This is a genomic window from Gilvimarinus sp. F26214L, assembly GCF_054401055.1.
The window spans coordinates 100514-119974 of sequence record NZ_JBTIYG010000008.1 but is presented as its reverse complement, the minus strand read 5'-3'; the positions used below and the strand labels follow the sequence as shown (position 1 = coordinate 119974).

Here is a 19461-nt window from a genome sequence, read left to right as displayed (position 1 = left end):
TGCGAGCGTCCAAGCTCGAGCGAGGCTGTTGTACAAACGCGCAGTATACAGGCAATTCGCGCCAGCACCGCCCTACCTTGAGTGACCAGCACGCCAGAAAATGGCGCCCTAATCCAAGGCGCGGCGCACCACTGCGCCTTGACCTCTCTCCTGAACCGGCGGGCCGGCCCGGACTCTGCATATCACTCGCAGGGCACACATTGGTCAGTAAGGTGTAGCGTTTATGTTCAAGTTTCTCGGAAGCGCGATCGGCATTATTTTTTTGATTGGCCTGTTGGTCGTTATCGGCATCCTCATGTTGATCTTTTAAGCCACTCCATCGCTACCGCGTCCCATGCCTTGTTCCTGTTGGACCATGGGCGCGTCGTTTGCGCCCCATAGTCTGTCTCAGCAGTTCGAAGTTGTCCCCACTGGCGACCAACCGGGTCGACGAGCAAGCAGTTGCTGTTTTGAGGATTGAATCAGCGGCCTGCTTTCCTGCCTGTGTCGAAACTCAGCGACGCCAGGTGGTCCAAGCCAGAGATCTGAGCAGCCAGGGATAGCCCATGCCGCATACGAGGGAACACCTGCATCAGTTGCGCGAGACCGGCAGCCGCATCACCCGCTTTCACCACGCGGTTCGATTTGCCTTTCCCCAGCGCTTTGCAGTGGCCGTTATTCTGGTCCTGACTCTGGCAGTCTCCGGACTCAATGCGGTCGAGCCGCTCATCCTCAAATACATTTTCGACGGCCTGGTTGAGGAAGATGCAGTCCGCGCCCTGGTGACCGGTTTAGTGGGGCTGGGGCTGTTCGCCCTGGGTCGCGAAGCGCTGTCCGCCGGTTCCAACTGGCTCACCTGGCACACCCGCATCGGCCTGCACTATGCGCTTCTTGATGCGACGGTCGGCAAGCTCCATCGCATGCCACTGCACATCCAGCGCAGCGAAGGGGTCGGCGCCATCATGACCCGACTGGACCGGAGTATTCAGGGCCTGGTGGCAGCGGTGGCGGAAATACTATTCAACGTAATCCCCGCTCTGGTATTTCTGGTCATATCCGCGATCATCATGTTCAACCTCAACGCGACCCTGGCAACGGTGGTTCTGCTGTTCGCCCCCTTGCCCGCCCTGATCGCGACCCTTGCAGCACCTGAGCAAACAGCTCGGGAGCGCATCCTGCTGGATCGCTGGGCAAAAATTTACGGTCGTTTCAACGAAGTTCTCTCCGGCATCCTGGTGGTGCGCAGCTTTACCATGGAGGACGAGGAGAAACGGCGTTTCATGCGCGACGTCGACTCGGCCAACCGGGTGGTAATTCGCGGTGTGGGGCTCGACCAGGGCTACAGCGCCGCCAGCAATATCGTGGTGGCCATCGCCCGCATTGCGGCAATCGGCGTGGGAGGCTGGATGGTGATCAACGGTGCGGTGACCGTGGGCACGGTGGTGGCCTTTCTGGGCTATGTGGGGCAATTGTTTGGTCCGGTCCAGGGCCTCAGCGGCGTGTACCAGACGGTGAAGCGCGCGACCGTATGCCTCGACGAGATACTCGGCATTCTCAACGTGCAGGAACATCTGGGGGACCGGCCGGACGCCGTGGACCCCGAACACATCAATGGGGAGGTGGAATTCCGGAACATCAGTTTTCGCTACAACGACGACAGCCGCCTGGTGCTGAAGGATTTTTCCCTCAAGGTGGAAGCTGGAAAAATGGTCGCCATCATCGGACCCAGTGGCTCGGGCAAGTCCACTTTGATGGGTTTGCTGATGCGCTTTTACGAGGCCGAGGAAGGCACCATTTTCATTGATGGTCAGGACATCCGAAACCTCAAGCAAAGCGGCCTGCGGCGGCACATCGCCGTGGTTCTGCAGGATCCTCTGCTCTTCAATGACACCGTGCGCAACAACATTGCCTATGGCAAGCCGGACGCGAGCGAGCGGGAAATCGAGGCAGCGGCAAAAGCCGCAAACGCCTACGACCTCATTGAGCATCTGTCCGAAGGCTTCGATACGCGCGTGGGTGAACGAGGCACCCTGCTATCAGTGGGCGAGCGCCAGCGCATCACCATCGCGCGGGCACTTCTGAAGAATCCGAGCATTCTGATACTGGATGAAGCGACCTCGGCACTGGATGCGGAGTCCGAACAGCTCGTCCAGCAAGCGCTGGAAAACCTTGAAGCCGGACGCACCACCTTTGTCATCGCCCACCGGCTCTCCACCGTGGTCAACGCCGATCGGATCGTGGTGCTGGGCAACGGGCGTGTGACTGAAAGCGGGACTCACGAAGAGCTCATGGAACTGAACGGCTACTATGCGGACCTGATCCGTCGCCAGCACCATGGATTGATCGACAACGACGTGCCCAGTCCCGCGGTGGACCGACGCCGGAACCGACGGCCCGAACCTCCGCCAGAGAGCCTCTGACCAACCTCTCATGTAGCCGTGGAGACCTGTGTTCTTCTCATTCAAGACGGCAAAACGTACACTTTGCGCCTCTGCGAGCGCCGGGATGCAGAACCATTCCGCATTTGCATAACCTGAGGACACACTTTGGAACTTCTGGTTTTATCCGCTTTGATACTGCTCAATGGCGTGTTCGCCCTGTCGGAGCTGGCGCTGGTGACGGCGAACTCGAACCGTTTGCAACGCCTGGCCGACGACGGAGACTCTTCCGCAAAACGGGCCCTGCGCTTACAGGACGAACCCACCCAGTTCCTGTCCACCATCCAGATCGGCATAACCGCCATCGGCATCCTCAACGGCATCGTGGGCGAAGCCGCCATGGCGGGGCCGCTTTCCACCTGGCTGCAGGGCCTTGGCCTCGATCCGCAATACAGCCACCCCACCGCCACATTCGTGGTCGTGGTCACAGTGACCTACTTCACCATCGTTATCGGCGAGCTGGTCCCCAAGCGCCTCGCCCAGAACAACGCCGAGGGGCTCGCGCGCCTCGTGGCTGCGCCGGTCGCCTTGCTGGCACGCGTTTCCCGCCCTTTTGTTGCACTGCTCTCTGCCTCCACCGACGGTATCCTGCGCCTGCTGGGCAAAAGCGAACTGAGCAGCAGCAACCTGACGGAAGAGGACATTCATGCAGTTCTTGCCCAGGGGTCGGCTTCGGGGGTTATCGAGAAGCACGAACACGAGATGGTACGAAAGGTTTTTCGCCTGGACGAACGGGTGGTGGCCTCTCTGATGACGCCGCGAAGCGACATTGTTTACCTGAACACTGAAGAAAGCCTGCAGAGCAATCTGGAAAGGGTTGCGAGCTCCAACCACTCCCGCTTCCCCGTATGCGAGGGCACCGTGAGCAAGATCCTTGGGGTGGCGACCACCAAGCATTTGCTCAAGCAGACCCTGGAGGCCGGTGGCAACGAGCTGACGGAGGAATTGCAGCCCGCCGTGTTTGTTCCGGAGTCCGTCACGGGCATGCAGGTGCTGGCACAGTTTCGGGATTCGGGCGTACAGATCGCGTTCGTCATTGACGAGTATGGAGAACTGCAGGGGCTGGTGACCATCCAGGACATTCTGGAAGCGATTACCGGGGAGTTCGGTGTGCCGGGAGAAGAAGACGCCTGGGCCGTGCAGCGGGAAGATGGCTCCTGGCTGTTGGATGGACTCACCCCGATTCCCGAACTCAAAGACCACCTGGAGCTAAAGACCGTACCCGATGAAAAAAAAGGGCGCTATCACACCCTCAGCGGCATGATGATGTGCCTGATCGATCGTCTGCCACGCACCGGAGACATCGTAAACTGGGAAGACTGGCGCTTCGAAATCGTAGACCTGGACGGTAACAGGGTGGACAAGGTCCTGGCCAGCCGATTGCCCGAACCTGCGCCCCCATCCGATCAATCAGCTTAACCCGGATCGACGCCTGCCCATGATCTGCATTGTCTGTGAGAATTCCGGCTGCGTGCGGTTCGGCGAGTTCGACCACCTGCTCTACTGGCGCTGCCGACGCTGCCAATCGACGTTTCTGGAGCCGAAGCAGCAACCCGCGCCGGACGTGGAGATCGCCCAGTACGAGCTCCACGAAAACGACCCCCATGACAACAACTACCGCGCCTTTCTCGATCGGCTTGCGGCACCCCTGCTGGAGCGCATCCCGTGCGCGGCGAATGGGCTCGATTACGGGTGCGGCCCGGGTCCGGCTCTGGCAGTCATGCTCAGGGAAGCTGGCCACACAGTGGCCCTCTACGATCCCTTCTTCCAACCCCACCCGGAAGTGCTGCACCAGAGCTACGATTTCGTGACCTGCACTGAAGCCGTGGAGCATTTTCACTACCCCGCCCGCGAGTTCCGCCAGATCAATTCACTTCTCAAACCCGGCGGTTGGCTCGGAATCATGACCACGTTCCAGACCGACGACAGCCGCTTCGCCAAGTGGCACTATCGTCGCGACCCTACTCACGTGGCCTTCTACCGGGAAGAAACCTTCCGGCAACTCGCCCGGGATTATGGCTGGCATTGGGAGGTTCCGCGCCCGAACGTAGTCCTGTTCCAGAAGCCGCAGGTGGCAAGCTGCTGAACACATTGCTCCGGCTCCTTTTCCGCGGGCTGGCCCTTGCGCTGATCGAGTTGCGCCGTTTGACCGATCCACACAAACCTTTACATCCAGATACTGGCACTGTATATATGCATATCCATATATTCGCATATAGAGAAACAAGCGATGGAAACCGTCAGCTTTTTCAAATGTTTAGCAGACGAGACCCGCCTGGCCTGCATGCTGCTGATTCTCGAATCCGGAGAGGCCTGCGTCTGTGAACTGGTGAGCGCCCTCGATCTCAGTCAGCCGAAAGTCTCCCGCCATTTGGCCCAGCTCCGCAACTGTGGGCTGCTCACCGACCGTCGGGAGGGCCAATGGGTGTACTACTCTCTGGCCCGCCTGCCGGACTGGGCGCGGGAAATTCTTGAACAGGCGTCGCGGGCCGAAGCGAATAAACTGCGCCCACGCCTTCGTCGGCTCGCAGCAAGCCAGTGCGCTTGAGCGATCAAACAAATGGATCCGTTATGAAGGTATTATTCATTTGCACCCACAACCGCTGCCGCAGCATCCTTGCGGAAGCCATCGCCCGGCATACCGCCGGGGGGTGGATCGAAGCGGCCAGCGCCGGGAGTCAACCGGCGGGAGAGGTTCACCCGCTATCCCTCCACTACCTCAAGGAGCGGGGGGTTCCCACCGAGGGGCTGCGCAGCAAGTCCTGGAGCGAACTGAACGACTTTGAGCCGGATCTGGTGATTACGGTGTGCGACAGCGCGGCCCAGGAGGCCTGCCCCGTCTGGCTGGGCAGAAGCCTCAAAGTCCACTGGGGTTTGCCCGACCCCTCCAGGCTGAACGCCCCCGCAGACCGGGTGGGGGGTGCGTTTCGCGCCGTAATGGATGCGCTGGAAGCGCGCATCGCAGCGCTGGCCGAAGTCGACCTGGACCCGGAAGACCGGGACAGTAATATCAACCGTCTTGAACAGATTGCCGAGGATAATCCATGCCGTTTTTCGAACGCTACCTGAGCCTGTGGGTCGCCCTGTGCATCGCGGCGGGCGTCCTGCTCGGCAACTTCGCGCCGGAAGCTTTCGCCTTTTTTGCCCGGCTTGAGTATGCGCACGTCAACCTGCCCGTGGCCGTACTCATCTGGTTCATGATTTACCCCATGATGGTTCAGGTGGATTTCGCCTCCATCAAGCGCGTGGGCGAAAGGCCGAAAGGCTTGCTGCTGACGCTGGCGGTGAACTGGCTGATCAAGCCCTTCACCATGGCCGCGTTGGGCTGGTTGTTCTTTCGGGTGTTTTTCGCCTCCTGGGTATCGCCCGAGACGGCGTCCGAATACATCGCGGGAATGATCCTGCTGGGCGTGGCCCCCTGCACCGCCATGGTGTTTGTCTGGAGTCAGCTCACCCGCGGCGATGCCAACTACACGCTGGTGCAGGTTTCAGTGAACGACGTGATCATGATCTTCGCCTTCGCCCCCATCGCAGCCTTCCTGCTGGGCGTCAGTGACATCGAGGTCCCCTGGGAAACCCTGCTGCTGTCCGTGGCGCTCTATGTCCTGCTGCCGCTGGGGGCCGGTTTTTTCACCCGCCAGCAGCTGCTGAGCCGGAAGGGCCCCGCGGCGCTCAACCGCTTCACTCAATGGCTCAAACCCTGGTCGGTCCTCGGCCTGCTGGCAACCGTGGTGCTGCTGTTCGGCTTTCAGGCGGAAACAATCCTGGAGCAACCTCTGGCGATCGTGCTGATTGCCATTCCCCTGCTGATTCAAACTTATGGGATTTTTGCCCTCGCCTATCTGGCCGCGCGACGGCTGCGACTGCCCCACAATATCGCGGCCCCCGCGTGTATGATCAGCACGTCCAACTTTTTCGAATTGGCAGTGGCTGTGGCGATTTCGCTGTTTGGCCTGCAATCAGGTGCTGCGCTGGCAACGGTCGTGGGGGTGTTGGTTGAGGTCCCGGTCATGCTGTCACTGGTTGCGTTTGCAAACCGCACGCGTCACTGGTTTGAAGATGCACCACACGGCGAACATACGGAGGTTCTGAACGGTTAGCAGTGGCGGTCAGCCGGCTTCCAGACCTGGTACGCATTGCGAGTTCTTCTGCCGAACTCGCCTGCTGTACCAGCGCAGCCGCAGATCCAGTGGAAAGCGATCGACCGTCTCGGTGAGGATTCGACAATCAGCCTCGTTGATACCGCTCCCTTTGAGGAGGGTGCGCGCCAGGGCGATACCGCTGCGGCGCATGCGTTTCAACAACAGCGTTCGATAGGCCTGCATTTCCGGCTGTCTTAACATCTTGCGGTAAAACAGGATTTTCTCCCGGCGAATGTGGTTGGTCACCCGCGACACGTTGGTTGCATGGAGGCGATGAAAGAAAAGTTTTTCGTCGATGTAGTCGAAGCGACCGAGCCGGCAAAGCCTGATCGGCGTGTCGATATCCTCGTAATACCGGAAAGTATCTGCGTCGAACCCACCGCACCGGCGCAGGGCATCGGTGCGGACCAAGCCGGTAGCGAAAACAGGCGTATTGTTGTTGAGAATTTGCGGAATCGGATTGGCGCTGCGGTAAACAGCCTTGATTCTCTCCTTGGTGATGGGCCCGATTACGTTCCCGTCCTTGTCCACATTGAGCCCGTCGGTAAAAACCATCACCGCCTCGGGGTTTGCATCCAGCCCCGCTGTCCGGCGGGCGAGATTCTCCGGGTGCAGATAATCGTCCGAAGCCAGTTCGCAGAAGTACTCACCTGAGGCCAGATCCAGCCCTTCCTGCAAGGTCGCCACCAGACCACGATTTTCCCGGGCAAGGTAACGAAATGCGCCGTTGTAATCTGTATGGAGGGCGGCAATGACGTCGCGGCTAGCGTCGGTTGAGCCATCGTCAATTACGATGAGCTCGACATTATCCATCGATTGTTCCATGACACTGTGAATGGCCTGCGCCACGTACAGCCCGTGGTTGTAGCTCGGAATGACGACGGTCACTTTCATACAGTGCTCCAGCGATGTCCGGAGTCAGCACTGTGGCGCGACGACGCACGCGTATTCACAGCTCTGAATATCCGCCAACCAGCCGAATGTGATCCAGGACAGAATTCGGATCTTGACCTTGCGGGTCGGCCGAACGCCCTCGATCCGGATGATGCGAAACCCCAGCTCGGAAAACAGTTCCCGGATGCTGTTCAGGGTGAAAAACCGGATGTGGGTCTTATCCAGCACGCCCGAATCTTCATAACGCCATTGTTTCTTGAAGACCAGCTGGTACAGCGTCTTGTAGTAACGGATATTGGGGATGGAGCAGACGATTACACCGGTGTTACTGAGCTTGCCTTTGAGCGCCGTCAGCAAAGCATAGGGATCATAGATGTGCTCGAGAACGTCGTTGCAGACGATGCAATCGAAGTAGCCGTCGGGAAGCTGACCCAGCACCTCTTCGACGCGCCCTTCAAGCACGCGGTCGAGTTTCGCCGCGGCGCGCGCCGCCGCGCTGGCATTCATCTCCACACCCCAGGCTTCGAGGTCCAGGTCCTGCTTCAGACGACTGGAAAACGCCGCTTCCGCGCAGCCGATTTCAAGCAGGCGCTGAGTGTCGCGCGGCACGTAAGGCAGCATGTCCTTTCGCTCACCCGAGTAATAGCCCTGAGGCTTGGCCTCCAGGTCGAGCAGGTTTCTCGCCGTCGCATCCATCGGCTTAACATTTTCTTGGTCGATTAGTGAGCGATCAAGTCTAGCATGGGCGAAATGGATTTTGCCCCATGGCGTACAAGGCTTCGTTGGAGTTGATTGGCATGGTAAACAGGTGAGAAAAGCGGTTTGTCGGCAGAAACGGAAGTCCGATTCGAAGAAAGTCGATGCCTGATATCGCGGCGAAGTTTCGCGGCAAGCGGCGAGGTACCCGGCTTGGGAAGATCGTCTTCAGCGGGCCCTCGGAAGGAACACAGGCCGCTCAGCCCGCGTCGTCAGTGCTCTGTAGTTGTTCGGGCGAGGGATTACCCGGTTTGAGTCTGCTCAGGATGCGATGATAGCTGACCGGGGCCAGACGCTGCAGCCAGTCCAGAAGGCGGGCTCCATCACCTGGGAGCACCCGTTCCTGGCCCGCTTCCAACGCCGCGACAATGGTTTCCGCAGCCTGCTCCGGAGTGGTTTTGGCGATTTTTGCAAACTCGCTCACAATCTTGTTTTTATCGCGGCCGCCGTTTTCATCCATGTAAAACCGGGCATTTCTGACAATGTTTGTGGCCACCGCCCCCGGGTGGACCAACAGGGTTTTCACCCCCGTGCCGTCCAACTCGTGGCGCAGGGACTCGGTGAAACCCCGCACCGCAAACTTGGCGGCGCAATAGCTGCTTTGGCTGGGCCAGCCCACCACTCCGAAGATGCTGGAAACATTCACAATCGTGCCACTGTTGCGCGCCAGCATGTCGGGCAGGTAAGCCTTGGTGCCGTATACGACGCCCCAGAAATTGATGTTCATCAGCCATTCGAAATCTTCCAGGCTGTGTTCGCCAAATGGATGGGAGACATCCACACCCGCGTTGTTGATTACCACGTCCACCGGCCCAAGACGCTGGCGAACCCGCTCGGCGTGGGCGAATACGGCCGCGCGATCAGACACGTCCACCACTTCGCTGAAGCACTCGCCTTCGAGGCTTCCAGCCGTCTGCGCGAGCCCCGCTTCGTCAATATCCGAAATCGCTACCTTGCAGCCGCGGCGGCTGAGGACCGAGGCCAACCCGCGACCAATGCCCGAGCCCGCGCCGGTAATCACTACGGTCCGTCCCTTGAGAGTCTGCCGCTCCATTCCTTCCCCCATAATCTGACATGATCAATTGTCAGATTGCCGAAACACTAACCACCTGTCAATCGCCGGACCACACGGCATTCGGTGCCGTTGCCGATCGGCCCTGATCAATCAGCGAGCACTTCCTCCTGGGAATCAGTGGCGCGAGCTGCGGGGCGTGCAGCCTGACTGCGGAGAGGAAAAACCGGAATGAAACAACTGATCAGGGTGCCGATGATTACGATCCACAGAGCGGTGGCGAACATATTGGTGATGGCGTTGGAGAAAGCCACTTTGATCCCCCGGCCAAAACGGTGACTGAATGCGGCCGCCTGTTCTTTCAAGGCCACGTGGAGCAGAGCCAGGTTCTGCTCCACCTGTTCTGGTGAAGCCTGGGCTGCGGAGGCCACAGCCTCTTTGAGCTGCTCCGGCAGCGCGGGGTTGTCCAGAATCTCCTGTCGTGCGCCTTCGTCGCCGTGATAGGCGCGATCCACCACACCATAGAACTCCTCGAAACGGGCTTCGATCCGCAGGCGGGCCAGGTCCGGGTTCATCGCCTGGGATTGTGCCTGGCTGAGGTCGATGCTCTCTGCGCTCATCCCGGGCATGGACGGCAGCTGCCGGGGCAGTTCCTGAACCAGGTTATGAGTGAGGAAGGTGCCGAACAGCGCGATACCGATAGTGGAGCCGATCTGTCGGAAGAACTGGGTGGAGCTGGTGGCCACGCCGAGCTGGGACGGTGCCACCGCACTCTGTACCACCAGATTGGTAAGGCTCTGCGTGGGGCCGAGCCCGAAGCCGACCACCGCCATCCGCCAGGCCAGATCCAGCGTCGTGGTGTCCGGTCCGATGCGGGTGAACAGAATGACCCCGAGCACCAGCACCAGGTTACCTCCCACGATGAAAGACTTGTAAAAACCCAGGCGCGAGACGAGACGCCCGCTCACGATGCTGCTGACCATCATTCCCATCATCAGCGGAAACAGGGCCATGCCGCTGGTGGTGGCATTGACCCCTTGCACCACCTGCATGTACAGGGGCATGAACATGACCACCCCCAGAAACGCCATGCCCACCACGAAGGTGGTCAGGTTGGTAATCGTAAATGCAGGATTTCGGAACAGCTCCAGGGGAATCACCGGGTGTTCCGCCTTGCGCTCCACCAGCACGAACAGCGCCAGCGCCAGCGCGGCTCCGCCGAGCATCTCCGCGATCTCCAGAGAGTCCCAGGCGTACTCGTGGCCACCCCAGGTCAACGCCAACAGAAAGGGCACAAAGGCCATTACCAGCAGAGTCGCCCCCAGGTAATCCACGCGACCGCCGCTGGCGTGATTGGTATTCGGGGTCTTGGCGATGATCATGAACAGGGCGACAAACCCCAGCGGCAGGTTGACGTAGAACACCCAACGCCAGCCCGGAACCTCATGGCCGAATAGCGTGACGGTGGCAAAGTCCGTCAGAAAGCCACCAATGGCGGGCCCGATGATAGTGGCCAGGCCAAATACGGCGCCGAACAGGCCGACGAACCTGGCGCGCTCCCGCGGTGCGTACAGGTCGGCAATGATCGCCATCGCGCTGGTGAACAGAGCGGCCCCACCCACACCTTTCACCGCCCGAAAGATGATGAGCTGCTGCATACCATCCCCGAGTATCGGCAGGGTGCCGAACTCCCCGCTCAATCCGCATAGCGCTGAACCGAGCAAAAATATACTCACACCGATTACCAGGATGCGCTTGCGTCCGTACAGGTCACCGAGCTTGCCATAGATCGGTACCAGCACGGTGGACGTGAGCATGTAGGCGGTGGTTACCCAGGCATACAGTTCAAGTCCGTTCAGGTCCTCAATGATTCGCGGCATGGCGGTCGAGATGATCGTCATGTCCAGTGCGCTGAGAAGAAAGACCACCAGCAAGGCGATCAGGGTGGTTCGTTTTTGCTGTTCCGTAACCATTTTCACTCCATGACTCGCCCGGCGGGCGAAATACTGGGATCAAGCAACCTGACCCACCGCGGGGGTCGTACCCGGGAGCCGCAGGAGCAATCTGTGGCAGGGAGGGACGGCAGGAGCCTGCAAAACCATTCAGGTGGCGGGAGGTCGCTCGACGATGCAGGGCGCGCCAGATTACCTCGTGCTTATGCCCCCTGCAACTGCAGGGCTATTGCCGGCCTCCGGATGGGCATGACTACCGGCTTTGGCGGGTGCCTGGCGAGCTGATCTATTGAAAGCGATAATGATAACGATTATCATCCGCGTCTTTCGACTGCTGGAGCCAAAAGGCGATGATTCGCAAAGTAATCTTCTGGGCACACCTGACCGCTGGCGTGATCGCAGGACTGGTGGTGCTGATGATGTCGGTAACCGGGGTTCTGCTCACCTATGAACGCCAGATTCTTGCCGCAGCCGACCAGGGCTACGAATTTCAGGCCGGGCCCGGGCAGGCGCGGCTGTCCATCGACTCACTGCTCGCAGCCAGCAAGGATCAGCTGGACTTCGAGCCCGGCAGCATTACGGTCCGGGCCGATCCGGACACGCCGGTAGCGCTGCGCGCGGGGCGCGCCAGCAGTGCCCTGGTCAACCCCTACTCAGGCGAGATCCTCGAGCCGCGCAATGAGGGCCTGGCAAACCTCTTTGGCACGGTGACCCGGCTGCACCGGTGGTTCAACCTCAGTGGCGAGGCGCGGAACACGGGCCGCGCCATCACCGGTGCGAGCAATTTATTGTTCCTGTTTCTGATTATCAGCGGTATTTATCTCTGGCTTCCCAAGATCTATCGCTGGAGCCTGTTCCGGCTTCGCCTCTGGTTCAGCAAGGCCCCCAACAGCGCTGCCCGGGATTTCAACTGGCACCACGTGTTCGGGATCTGGGCAGCCCTTCCCCTGGTGGTGATCGTCGCCACGGCCACGGTCTTCAATTACAGCTGGGCCAACAATCTGGTTTACCGGCTGGCGGGGGAAGAGCCTCCCCAGCGGGGTGGACCGCCAACCGCTTCTCAGCCCTCGACCCCGGCAGCGAATGCCAATCCGCTGACCTTGGACGAACTCTTCCGCAAAGCTTCCACTCAAGTGGAATCCTGGCAAAGCCTGACATTGAATCTGCCGACTCCCGGCGCCGCCACCGTTTCGTTCAGCGTAGATCAGGGCAACGGCGGTCAGCCCCAGAAGCGACACAGCTTCACGCTGGACTCAGAAACGGGCGAGTTAGTGGAAATGATTCCCTTCAGCAGCCAGACAGCGGGCCGCCAGGCCCGCTCCTGGGTGCGCTTTCTCCACACCGGGGAAGCGCTTGGCATTGTGGGGCAAACCATTGCCGGCCTCGCCTCCTTTGCCGGCGTCATCATGGTCTGGACCGGCCTCGCGCTCGCGCTGCGCCGGCTGGCACGCTACCGCCGCAGGGCCGCCGCCCGACGCAGCACCCAGGCGCGCGCAAGGACGGCCGGCGAGGCGGCGGACGAACGTTGACAAAAAAACGGGTTGAGGGAGCGGCGGGCTACCTACTCCGCTTTTGAACTGATATCGCCCGGACGACCGCTGGCATGACCCGGCCAGTGCAGCCGGATGTCCCAGGGATAGTGGTGAGTTGGCGGAAGCGGCGCCACCTCCGTATCCACCTCGCCATAAACGTTGCTGGCCGGTGCAAGCACCGCGTCACGGCCAAACAGGAAGCTCTGCTCCCGTACGATGAGGTAGTAGGCCTTGTTCAACGCCAGGGCGCGCTCCCGTGATGGAGTAATCAGTTCGTAGATGGAAGGCAGGGCCCGCACCTCGTTCACTTTCACGGTGCCGTCCTCATTGAACCAGCGCTCCAGCATCTCCCGATTCTGGCGAAACTCGTCGCCGCCACCGACCCGCTGCAGATAGGTCAGGTATTCGCCGGCGGGCTCGGGGGCGCCGGTCTTGCCGTCCACATTGGGCGCATCGGTCAACTTTTTAAGGTCGATATAGCCCCAGCCATCGGCGCCGGCCATCTTGCGGGGAAAGGCAAAAGTCTGATCGATGGTCGCGCCGACGGTTTTATGGCAGCCCATGCAGAACTGCTGCTCCTGCTCGTGTTGCGGGCGCAACTCGCCCTGTTCATCTTCGATAAAGCCGACCAGTAACCAGCCAAAGCCGTTGCTGGTGCCCTGCTCGCCCCGATGCACTGAGAACGGCAGATTGCCGAAGTGTTTCTCCTTCGCCTCCCGGTAGTAACTGCCCATTAAACGTTCCCTGGGCATGAAGGTGTCCTTGCGCATGTAGCGCACCTCCTTCATCCGCGGCGCGTTGTAGATCCGGCCCCCATCGTCCACCCCCACATAACGGACGGTGTGCAGGAACTCCGTGCCCTCCGGGTACAACATGTGGCTCAGCTTGGTATCGCTTGCGTCACCCACATAATGGCTGCGTCGCTGCACTTGCGTTACACCCGCTGTCAGCTTTCCGTCCCCGTTCAAGTCGGTCTGCAGATGCCGTTCATTCAGCGCAATGGAACTGGTTTTCAGCTCGCCGCTGATCGCCAATTCCAGCAACGCGAGGTTTGCGTAGTACACATCTCGGGAGAATTCTCCACCCAGTTGGCGAAAGGGTTCCTCAAGGCGGATCATTACATCGTCGGTTGACCCGTTGGTGGGCCAGAACGTACTGGGCAGAGGCTTGTAGTTGAACGCCACCCAGTGAGATCCGTCCCGGGCGAGGCCGTACTGATCAAAGGCGGCGGCGCCGCGGTGCAAGCCCTCCAACGCCGGGATAACACCGCTCCATTCACTGGACCGGAGGGAGTCGATGAAATGACTGAAGTTGTCCTGGTGAACGTAGTCGACAATGAATTCGTCGCTGATTCCGGCAATTTCCTTACGACGATCGCGGAACAGGTTGCTCCAGTGGTTTTTTACTCCCAGGTCCGAGAATGCATAGGACCCTTGTTGGAAGCCGTCGCGCATGCCGTTGGTGCGTCGCTTGTCTCCGGCATAACTCTGATGGCAAACGTAGCACGGGTTGTACTTGCCTTCGGTGCGCGTGTAGCACTGGGGCGGGATCGGCGCTTCGGCGTTATGGACTTCGCCGTGACTCAGGTAGGCTTCGGCCGGAAGCGTCGGTGCGGGTTCTGCCCCATCCAGGGCCTGCGCGGGGGAATGAACCAAGGCAATAAAGAATGCACTGATCAGGCTTGGGTAGAAGGCTGTTCGGTTCATGAATTTGTGCTGCTCCTGAAAAGCAACCGGAGGCCTCCATTCCTCCGGTCGATGACACGGACGGAGGGGTCAGGCGGGATCGTACATCCAAAGTGTATTGTTCACCTGAAAGCCGTCCTCCCCAATGATCAGCCGCCCGTCATCCAGAACGATGACGTTGTCCGGCTGTGAGAGCTGATCCACATCGCAGCGGGCTGCCCCCGTCAGGGAGGAGCGATAGGTGGAACCCATCACAACCGGCTCGATGCGGGAAACATCATAGTTCGGCGCCTCCAGTTTCATCCGGTATACACCGCCACAATCCTTGACGCGGGCGGAAAGCCGCATGTCACCGTCGCTATCGATCATTGCGTTGTCCATGTCGGCTATGGCGAAGTACACGTAGGCGTTCGTCACCTCTTCGCCTGGAACCCGGTCGATGCCTTCCACCGCTTCCTGAGCGCGCTTCTGGTTGATGTAAATTCCTTCGAACTTCTGCCATTCAGCCGTCGCCCCCTTGGCGCGGGCCGCCTTGCGCGATTCCAGAAAGGCGATGCGATCGTCCATGGGCTGACCGGCCGTAGTGGAACCGCCACCGTCCGCAACCGACGGGTAATTGCCCTCGCCCGCGGCCCATGCCTCAGCATCCGCATCGGTCAGATAGTTGCTCTGGCCCGTGACGAAGTCGCTGTAGTTGATGTCGTCGTAGTCGGCGATCCAGCCATCGATCGAAGCGTTGTCCCCGTGGGCCAGTTCAATCCAGGTGATGTCGAAGCCCGTGGTGAGTGGCTCGCTGCTGCCTGCATCCTGCTGGAGCCTGGCCGCGTAGAGGGTGCCGGCGCTCAGGTCACCCGGGTTGTCGGCTACAAATTTGAACAACACGCCCCGGCTATCGTCCTGGGACAGATACACCGTTTTCCGATCGGGCATAACGATGGAGTTCTCATGCTCAAAACGACCCATGGCGTAATGCTTGACCGGGGTCGGGCTTCCGGTGGGCTCGGTAATCTCGACGATGTAGTGATAGCGATAGGTATTGGGAAACACCGCCGCATCCCCCGCGGAGTTGGCGCTGGGTGAGGTGTACAGAGCCAGCATGTCGCGGTTGCCGTAGGGATCGACTCCAGGATCGGGATTGTTCCAGTCGGCGGTATTATCTCCGAAATTGCCCCACTCTTCGGACGTCAGCGGCGTACCCCAGGGTGATACCGAACCGAAGCAGTTCGCAATGGTGCCGTAGGGGCCAAAGTCCAGCATGGTCACATCGGTATTGTCCACGGACCAGCGGCCACTGGCGGGATTCTTCTCAAGCTTGATGCGACTCATACCGCCAGGGACGGCTTCCCAGTTGGTGAAGAGATAACCTTCGTTATCGCCGGTGGCGATGAAGCCGTTGAAGTCTGGATCATCGATGGATGTCACTACGGTGGATCCGTCGGTGGCAATCACGGTGCCCAGCCCTTCCGGGAGAGCGCCGCCGAAGGTGTCGGTGGTCTGGGCAAGCACCTGATACTGCCCGTAGGCCACTTGCACCGTTTCCTTCTCCTGCTGGCTTTCCGGCACAGCAACGGAAATCAGATTCTCCGGCAATTGGTGAACATTGACTCCCGCCAGCACCCCGACCGTTCCGTGATCAAAAACCTTTCCGTCCGCGTCCGCGAGCGAGTTGGCGCTATCGGGATGCTGCACATTGAAGAACAGATCCCCGCTGTCGGTGACGAAGGCTCCGGTCACCTCCGCGCCCAGGGGAACCGTGGCAAGGCGAGTGAGGCGGCCGCCCGAGCCCCCATTCTGACCGTCGGTGCCGTTCTGGCCGTCGCTTCCCACCGGACCCTGCTCGCCGGGAGGACCCGCGACGCCATCATCCCCATCGTTGTTACAGCCCGCCAGAAGTACCAGGGGCAACCCCAGGCACAGAGCGCGGCGAATCGCCAGGCAAAGAGTTCGTTCGTGCAACATGGCTTCTTCTCTCCGTTATGTGTTTGTTCTGACTCCGCGCGACCCTGCGGATATCAGGGCAGGACAGTAAGGACGAACTGTGACTCTTCCGTTATAGTACAGTGAAAGTTTTCGGGCAGAATGTTGCTTCCCCCTCTCCCCACCCGATTGAAAAGCGGCATGTTGCTGTCTGCTTCATTCCTGCATCCGGCCAGATGTAGTACGCTTTCGATCCCCAACAACAATAGTCCACAGCCGTGCACGCGCAAATCGAAGAAATCTACCGCAAGGAGTCACGCCGGATCTTCGCCACCCTGGTCCGCCTGCTGGGGGACTTCGACCTGGCGGAAGAAAGCCTGCAGGAAGCATTTGCCGCAGCCATCAGGCAATGGCCTGATGAAGGGCTGCCCGCGAATCCGCGCGCCTGGCTGGTCTCCGCCGCGCGCTTCAAGGGCATCGACCGCATCCGCAAGAAAACCCGCGCGGAAGCAGCTCACAACGAGCTCTCCATGCAGATGGAGGATGCCCAGTTCACCCCTCCGGACGAACAGGAGCACATCCCTGACGACCGTCTGCGGCTCATCTTTACCTGCTGCCATCCGGCCCTCGCGCCCAATGTGCAGATTGCCCTGACGCTGCGCGAGGTGTGCGGCCTCACCACCGAGATGATTGCCGCGGCGTTTCTGCTTCAGCCTCCCACTCTGGCCCAGCGCCTGGTGCGCGGCAAAGCGAAGATCCGCACCGCCGGCATTCCCTACGAGGTGCCCGACCCCGAGCATCTGCCGGAACGCCTGGATGCGGTACTCAGCGTGATCTACCTGGTGTTCAACGAAGGTTACAGCGCCTCCCAAGGCGACCAGTTGCTGCGGGCCGAACTGTGCGGCGAAGCCATCCGCCTCGCCCGCCTGTTGCTGGACCTGCTGCCGGAACCGGAGGTAATGGGATTACTGGGTCTGATGCTGCTCCACGATGCCCGCAGAACTGCACGCACCTCGCCCGACGGCGAGCTGATACTGCTCGAGGATCAGGACCGCAGCCTCTGGGATGCACGACAGATGGAAGAAGGCCGGGCGCTGGTGGAAAGCGCGCTGCGCTCCGGTCGCTTCGGCACCTACAGTTTGCAGGCGGCAATCGCTGCGGTGCACTCCGAGGCCTCGACCCCGGAAGACACGGACTGGCGTCAGATTCTGGCCCTCTACGACTTGCTGCTGGGCGTGGATCCCTCGCCCGTGGTGGAGCTCAACCGCGCGGTGGCCCTCGCCATGCTGGACGGTCCGGCAGTTGGTATCGAAGCCATCAAGGCCATCCTCGAGCGTGGTGAACTGAACACCTACCACCTGGCGTATGCGGCCCTGGCTGACCTCTATCGCCGGATCGGCAATCGCGCCGACGCGCGAGCCGCCTACGAGAAAGCGCTGTCACTCGCGGAGCAGGGGCCGGAACAGCGGTTTTTGCAGGCCCGGCTGAAGCAAGTTCGCTCCCGAACCTGAGCGGCTGAACCCCCTTCGCAGGCAAAGGGCTGGACTGCTGAACCCCGCCATCTCAAGCGGGGCTTTTTTTTGCGGCTTACCCCACACCCCAGGCAAACAAATTCTCCAAATGCCGTACCGGCAAATTAGCTTTCTAACAACGACCGGATCATTAATGTTAAAGTTTCTCTCCGCCACGGGTGCGGCCAGGCCGGTTCCTGAGGAGCTCGATTCAGTGACGAAAGCCTCCGATTGACGGAACGACTCACCCCGCTTTTGCTCTGATGTGTCAGTGCTCCCGATGGCGCGCTGCGGATCTTGATTTCATCTTTGCTGAGAGGCCCCATGAAGAATACGAAGCCCATAGGACGCGAGTTGTTTGACGAAGTAATGGTGCCCAATTACGCACCCGGCGCCATCATTCCCGTGCGGGGCCAGGGGTCCCGCGTATGGGATCAGCAGGACCGTGAATACGTGGATTTCGCAGGCGGCATCGCAGTGAGCTGCCTGGGCCATTGCCACCCGCAACTGGTCGGCGCCCTGACTGAGCAGGCCAACAAGCTCTGGCATCTGTCCAATGTGATGACCAACGAGCCCGCCCTACGTCTGGCCAAAACCCTGTGCGATCTTACCTTTGCCGAGCGCGTCTTTTTCGCCAACTCCGGCGGCGAGGCCAACGAAGCGGCTTTCAAATTGGCGCGGCGCTATTCCTGGGAACACTTCGGGCCGGAAAAACACGAGATCATTTCCTTCCAGAATGCCTTTCACGGCCGCACCCTGTTTACCGTCAGCGTTGGCGGGCAGGCCAAGTATCTGGAAGGCTTCGAGCCGGCCCCCGGCGGCATTCACCACGCCCGATTCAATGACCTGGATTCCGTGCGAGCGCTGATCTCTAAGGAAAAAACCTGCGCCGTAGTGGTCGAGCCCATTCAGGGCGAGAGCGGTGTCCTCCCCGCCGACCTGGAATTTCTTCAGGGGCTGCGCAAGCTCTGCGACGAGAATGATGCGCTGCTGGTCTTCGATGAGGTGCAAACCGGCGCAGGTCGCACCGGGCACCTTTATGCCTATCAGATGTACGACGTGGTGCCGGACATTCTCTCCACCGCAAAGGGAATCGGCGGCGGCTTCCCGATTGGGGCCATGCTGACCACCGCCAACATTGCCAAAAGCCTCGGCGTGGGGACCCACGGCAGCACGTACGGCGGCAACGCCTTGGCCTGTGCGGTTGCGCAACAGGTGGTGGACATTATCAGCCAGGCGGATGTACTCAACGGAGTCAAGGAACGTTCCGACATACTGCGCAAGGGCATGATGGACATTGGCGAGCGTTACGGCGTGTTCAGCGAAGTGCGCGGCGCGGGACTACTGCTGGGATGTCAGCTCACCGAACAGTGGCTGGGCAAGGCGCGGGACTTCCTCAAGGCGGGACTGGACACCGGCGTCATGATTCTGGCGGCCGGGAACGACGTGGTTCGGCTCGCTCCCTCCCTGATCATCTCCGAAGCTGATCTGAGCGAAGGCATGAATCGCTTCGAAGAAGCAGTGAAGAAACTGGCCAGCTAATAAACGTTGGGCCGAACATGGATGTTCGGCTCGCGAATCAGGCGCCCTATGGCTTGATTCGACCTGGAGGGTTTGCGGACCGCAAACCCTGATCGCATATC

General features: G+C 60.3%; 16 protein-coding genes. 10 read left to right on the top strand and 6 right to left on the bottom strand.

The window, feature by feature from the left end; translation table 11 throughout:
- Positions 1-223: 223 nt before the first annotated feature.
- The 7 genes from ACURWW_RS10840 (at position 224) to arsB (ending at position 6517) form a co-directional block, all read left to right on the top strand.
- Entirely contained in the window at positions 224-310 is an 87-nt protein-coding gene (locus ACURWW_RS10840; protein WP_445617346.1) for a small membrane protein YohP, read from the top strand.
- A gap of 235 nt (positions 311-545) precedes the next feature.
- Complete coding sequence (locus ACURWW_RS10835) at positions 546-2399, top strand: ABC transporter ATP-binding protein (protein ID WP_445617247.1); 1854 nt, start codon at positions 546-548, stop codon at positions 2397-2399.
- Positions 2400-2525: 126 nt separating this feature from the next.
- Positions 2526-3836 carry a hemolysin family protein gene (locus tag ACURWW_RS10830; protein ID WP_445617248.1) on the top strand — a complete coding sequence of 437 codons (1311 nt, stop codon included), beginning with the start codon at positions 2526-2528 and terminating at the stop codon, positions 3834-3836.
- Between the two features lie 19 nt (positions 3837-3855).
- Positions 3856-4503 carry a class I SAM-dependent methyltransferase gene (locus ACURWW_RS10825; RefSeq protein WP_445617249.1) on the top strand — a complete coding sequence of 216 codons (648 nt, stop codon included), beginning with the start codon at positions 3856-3858 and terminating at the stop codon, positions 4501-4503.
- 144 nt (positions 4504-4647) lie between these two features.
- Positions 4648-4965, top strand: a complete 318-nt coding sequence (locus ACURWW_RS10820; RefSeq protein ID WP_445617250.1) for a metalloregulator ArsR/SmtB family transcription factor — start codon at positions 4648-4650, stop codon at positions 4963-4965.
- A gap of 23 nt (positions 4966-4988) precedes the next feature.
- A complete protein-coding gene (locus tag ACURWW_RS10815) occupies positions 4989-5486 on the top strand; it encodes an arsenate reductase ArsC (RefSeq protein ID WP_445617251.1) in 498 nt (165 codons plus the stop codon).
- Complete coding sequence (gene arsB / locus ACURWW_RS10810; RefSeq protein ID WP_445617252.1) at positions 5462-6517, top strand: ACR3 family arsenite efflux transporter; 1056 nt, start codon at positions 5462-5464, stop codon at positions 6515-6517. Before ACURWW_RS10815 ends, arsB begins: the two co-directional genes overlap by 25 nt.
- A gap of 9 nt (positions 6518-6526) precedes the next feature.
- Here the strand turns inward: arsB and ACURWW_RS10805 are convergent, their stop codons facing one another.
- The 4 genes from ACURWW_RS10805 to ACURWW_RS10790 all read right to left on the bottom strand — a co-directional run bounded on the left by ACURWW_RS10805 (position 6527) and on the right by ACURWW_RS10790 (position 11194).
- Complete coding sequence (locus tag ACURWW_RS10805) at positions 6527-7453, bottom strand: glycosyltransferase (RefSeq protein ID WP_445617253.1); 927 nt, start codon at positions 7451-7453, stop codon at positions 6527-6529.
- 24 nt (positions 7454-7477) lie between these two features.
- Positions 7478-8149 carry a class I SAM-dependent methyltransferase gene (locus ACURWW_RS10800; protein WP_445617254.1) on the bottom strand — a complete coding sequence of 224 codons (672 nt, stop codon included), beginning with the start codon at positions 8147-8149 and terminating at the stop codon, positions 7478-7480.
- Positions 8150-8408: 259 nt separating this feature from the next.
- Complete coding sequence (locus ACURWW_RS10795; RefSeq protein WP_445617255.1) at positions 8409-9263, bottom strand: SDR family NAD(P)-dependent oxidoreductase; 855 nt, start codon at positions 9261-9263, stop codon at positions 8409-8411.
- A 107-nt stretch (positions 9264-9370) separates the two neighbouring features.
- Positions 9371-11194, bottom strand: coding sequence for an MDR family MFS transporter (locus tag ACURWW_RS10790; protein WP_445617256.1), 1824 nt, complete (start codon positions 11192-11194; stop codon positions 9371-9373).
- 329 nt (positions 11195-11523) lie between these two features.
- On the opposite strand from ACURWW_RS10790, the gene ACURWW_RS10785 reads away from it, so the two are divergent.
- Positions 11524-12702: a PepSY-associated TM helix domain-containing protein gene (locus ACURWW_RS10785; RefSeq protein WP_445617257.1), complete on the top strand. Its 1179-nt coding sequence runs from the start codon at positions 11524-11526 to the stop codon at positions 12700-12702.
- A 32-nt stretch (positions 12703-12734) separates the two neighbouring features.
- Here ACURWW_RS10785 and ACURWW_RS10780 read toward each other — a convergent pair whose 3' ends face one another.
- A complete protein-coding gene (locus tag ACURWW_RS10780) occupies positions 12735-14411 on the bottom strand; it encodes a hypothetical protein (RefSeq protein WP_445617258.1) in 1677 nt (558 codons plus the stop codon).
- 69 nt (positions 14412-14480) lie between these two features.
- The gene (locus ACURWW_RS10775) at positions 14481-16349 is read right to left on the bottom strand and encodes an alkaline phosphatase PhoX (RefSeq protein ID WP_445617259.1); all 1869 of its coding nucleotides are present in this window, start codon (positions 16347-16349) and stop codon (positions 14481-14483) included.
- Positions 16350-16585: 236 nt separating this feature from the next.
- Here ACURWW_RS10775 and ACURWW_RS10770 point away from each other — a divergent pair, with 236 nt between their 5' ends.
- Together ACURWW_RS10770 and ACURWW_RS10765 are read left to right on the top strand one after the other, a co-directional pair.
- Entirely contained in the window at positions 16586-17818 is a 1233-nt protein-coding gene (locus ACURWW_RS10770) for an RNA polymerase sigma factor (RefSeq protein ID WP_445617260.1), read from the top strand.
- Between the two features lie 324 nt (positions 17819-18142).
- Positions 18143-19360, top strand: coding sequence for an aspartate aminotransferase family protein (locus ACURWW_RS10765; RefSeq protein WP_445617261.1), 1218 nt, complete (start codon positions 18143-18145; stop codon positions 19358-19360).
- Positions 19361-19461 lie beyond the last annotated feature (101 nt).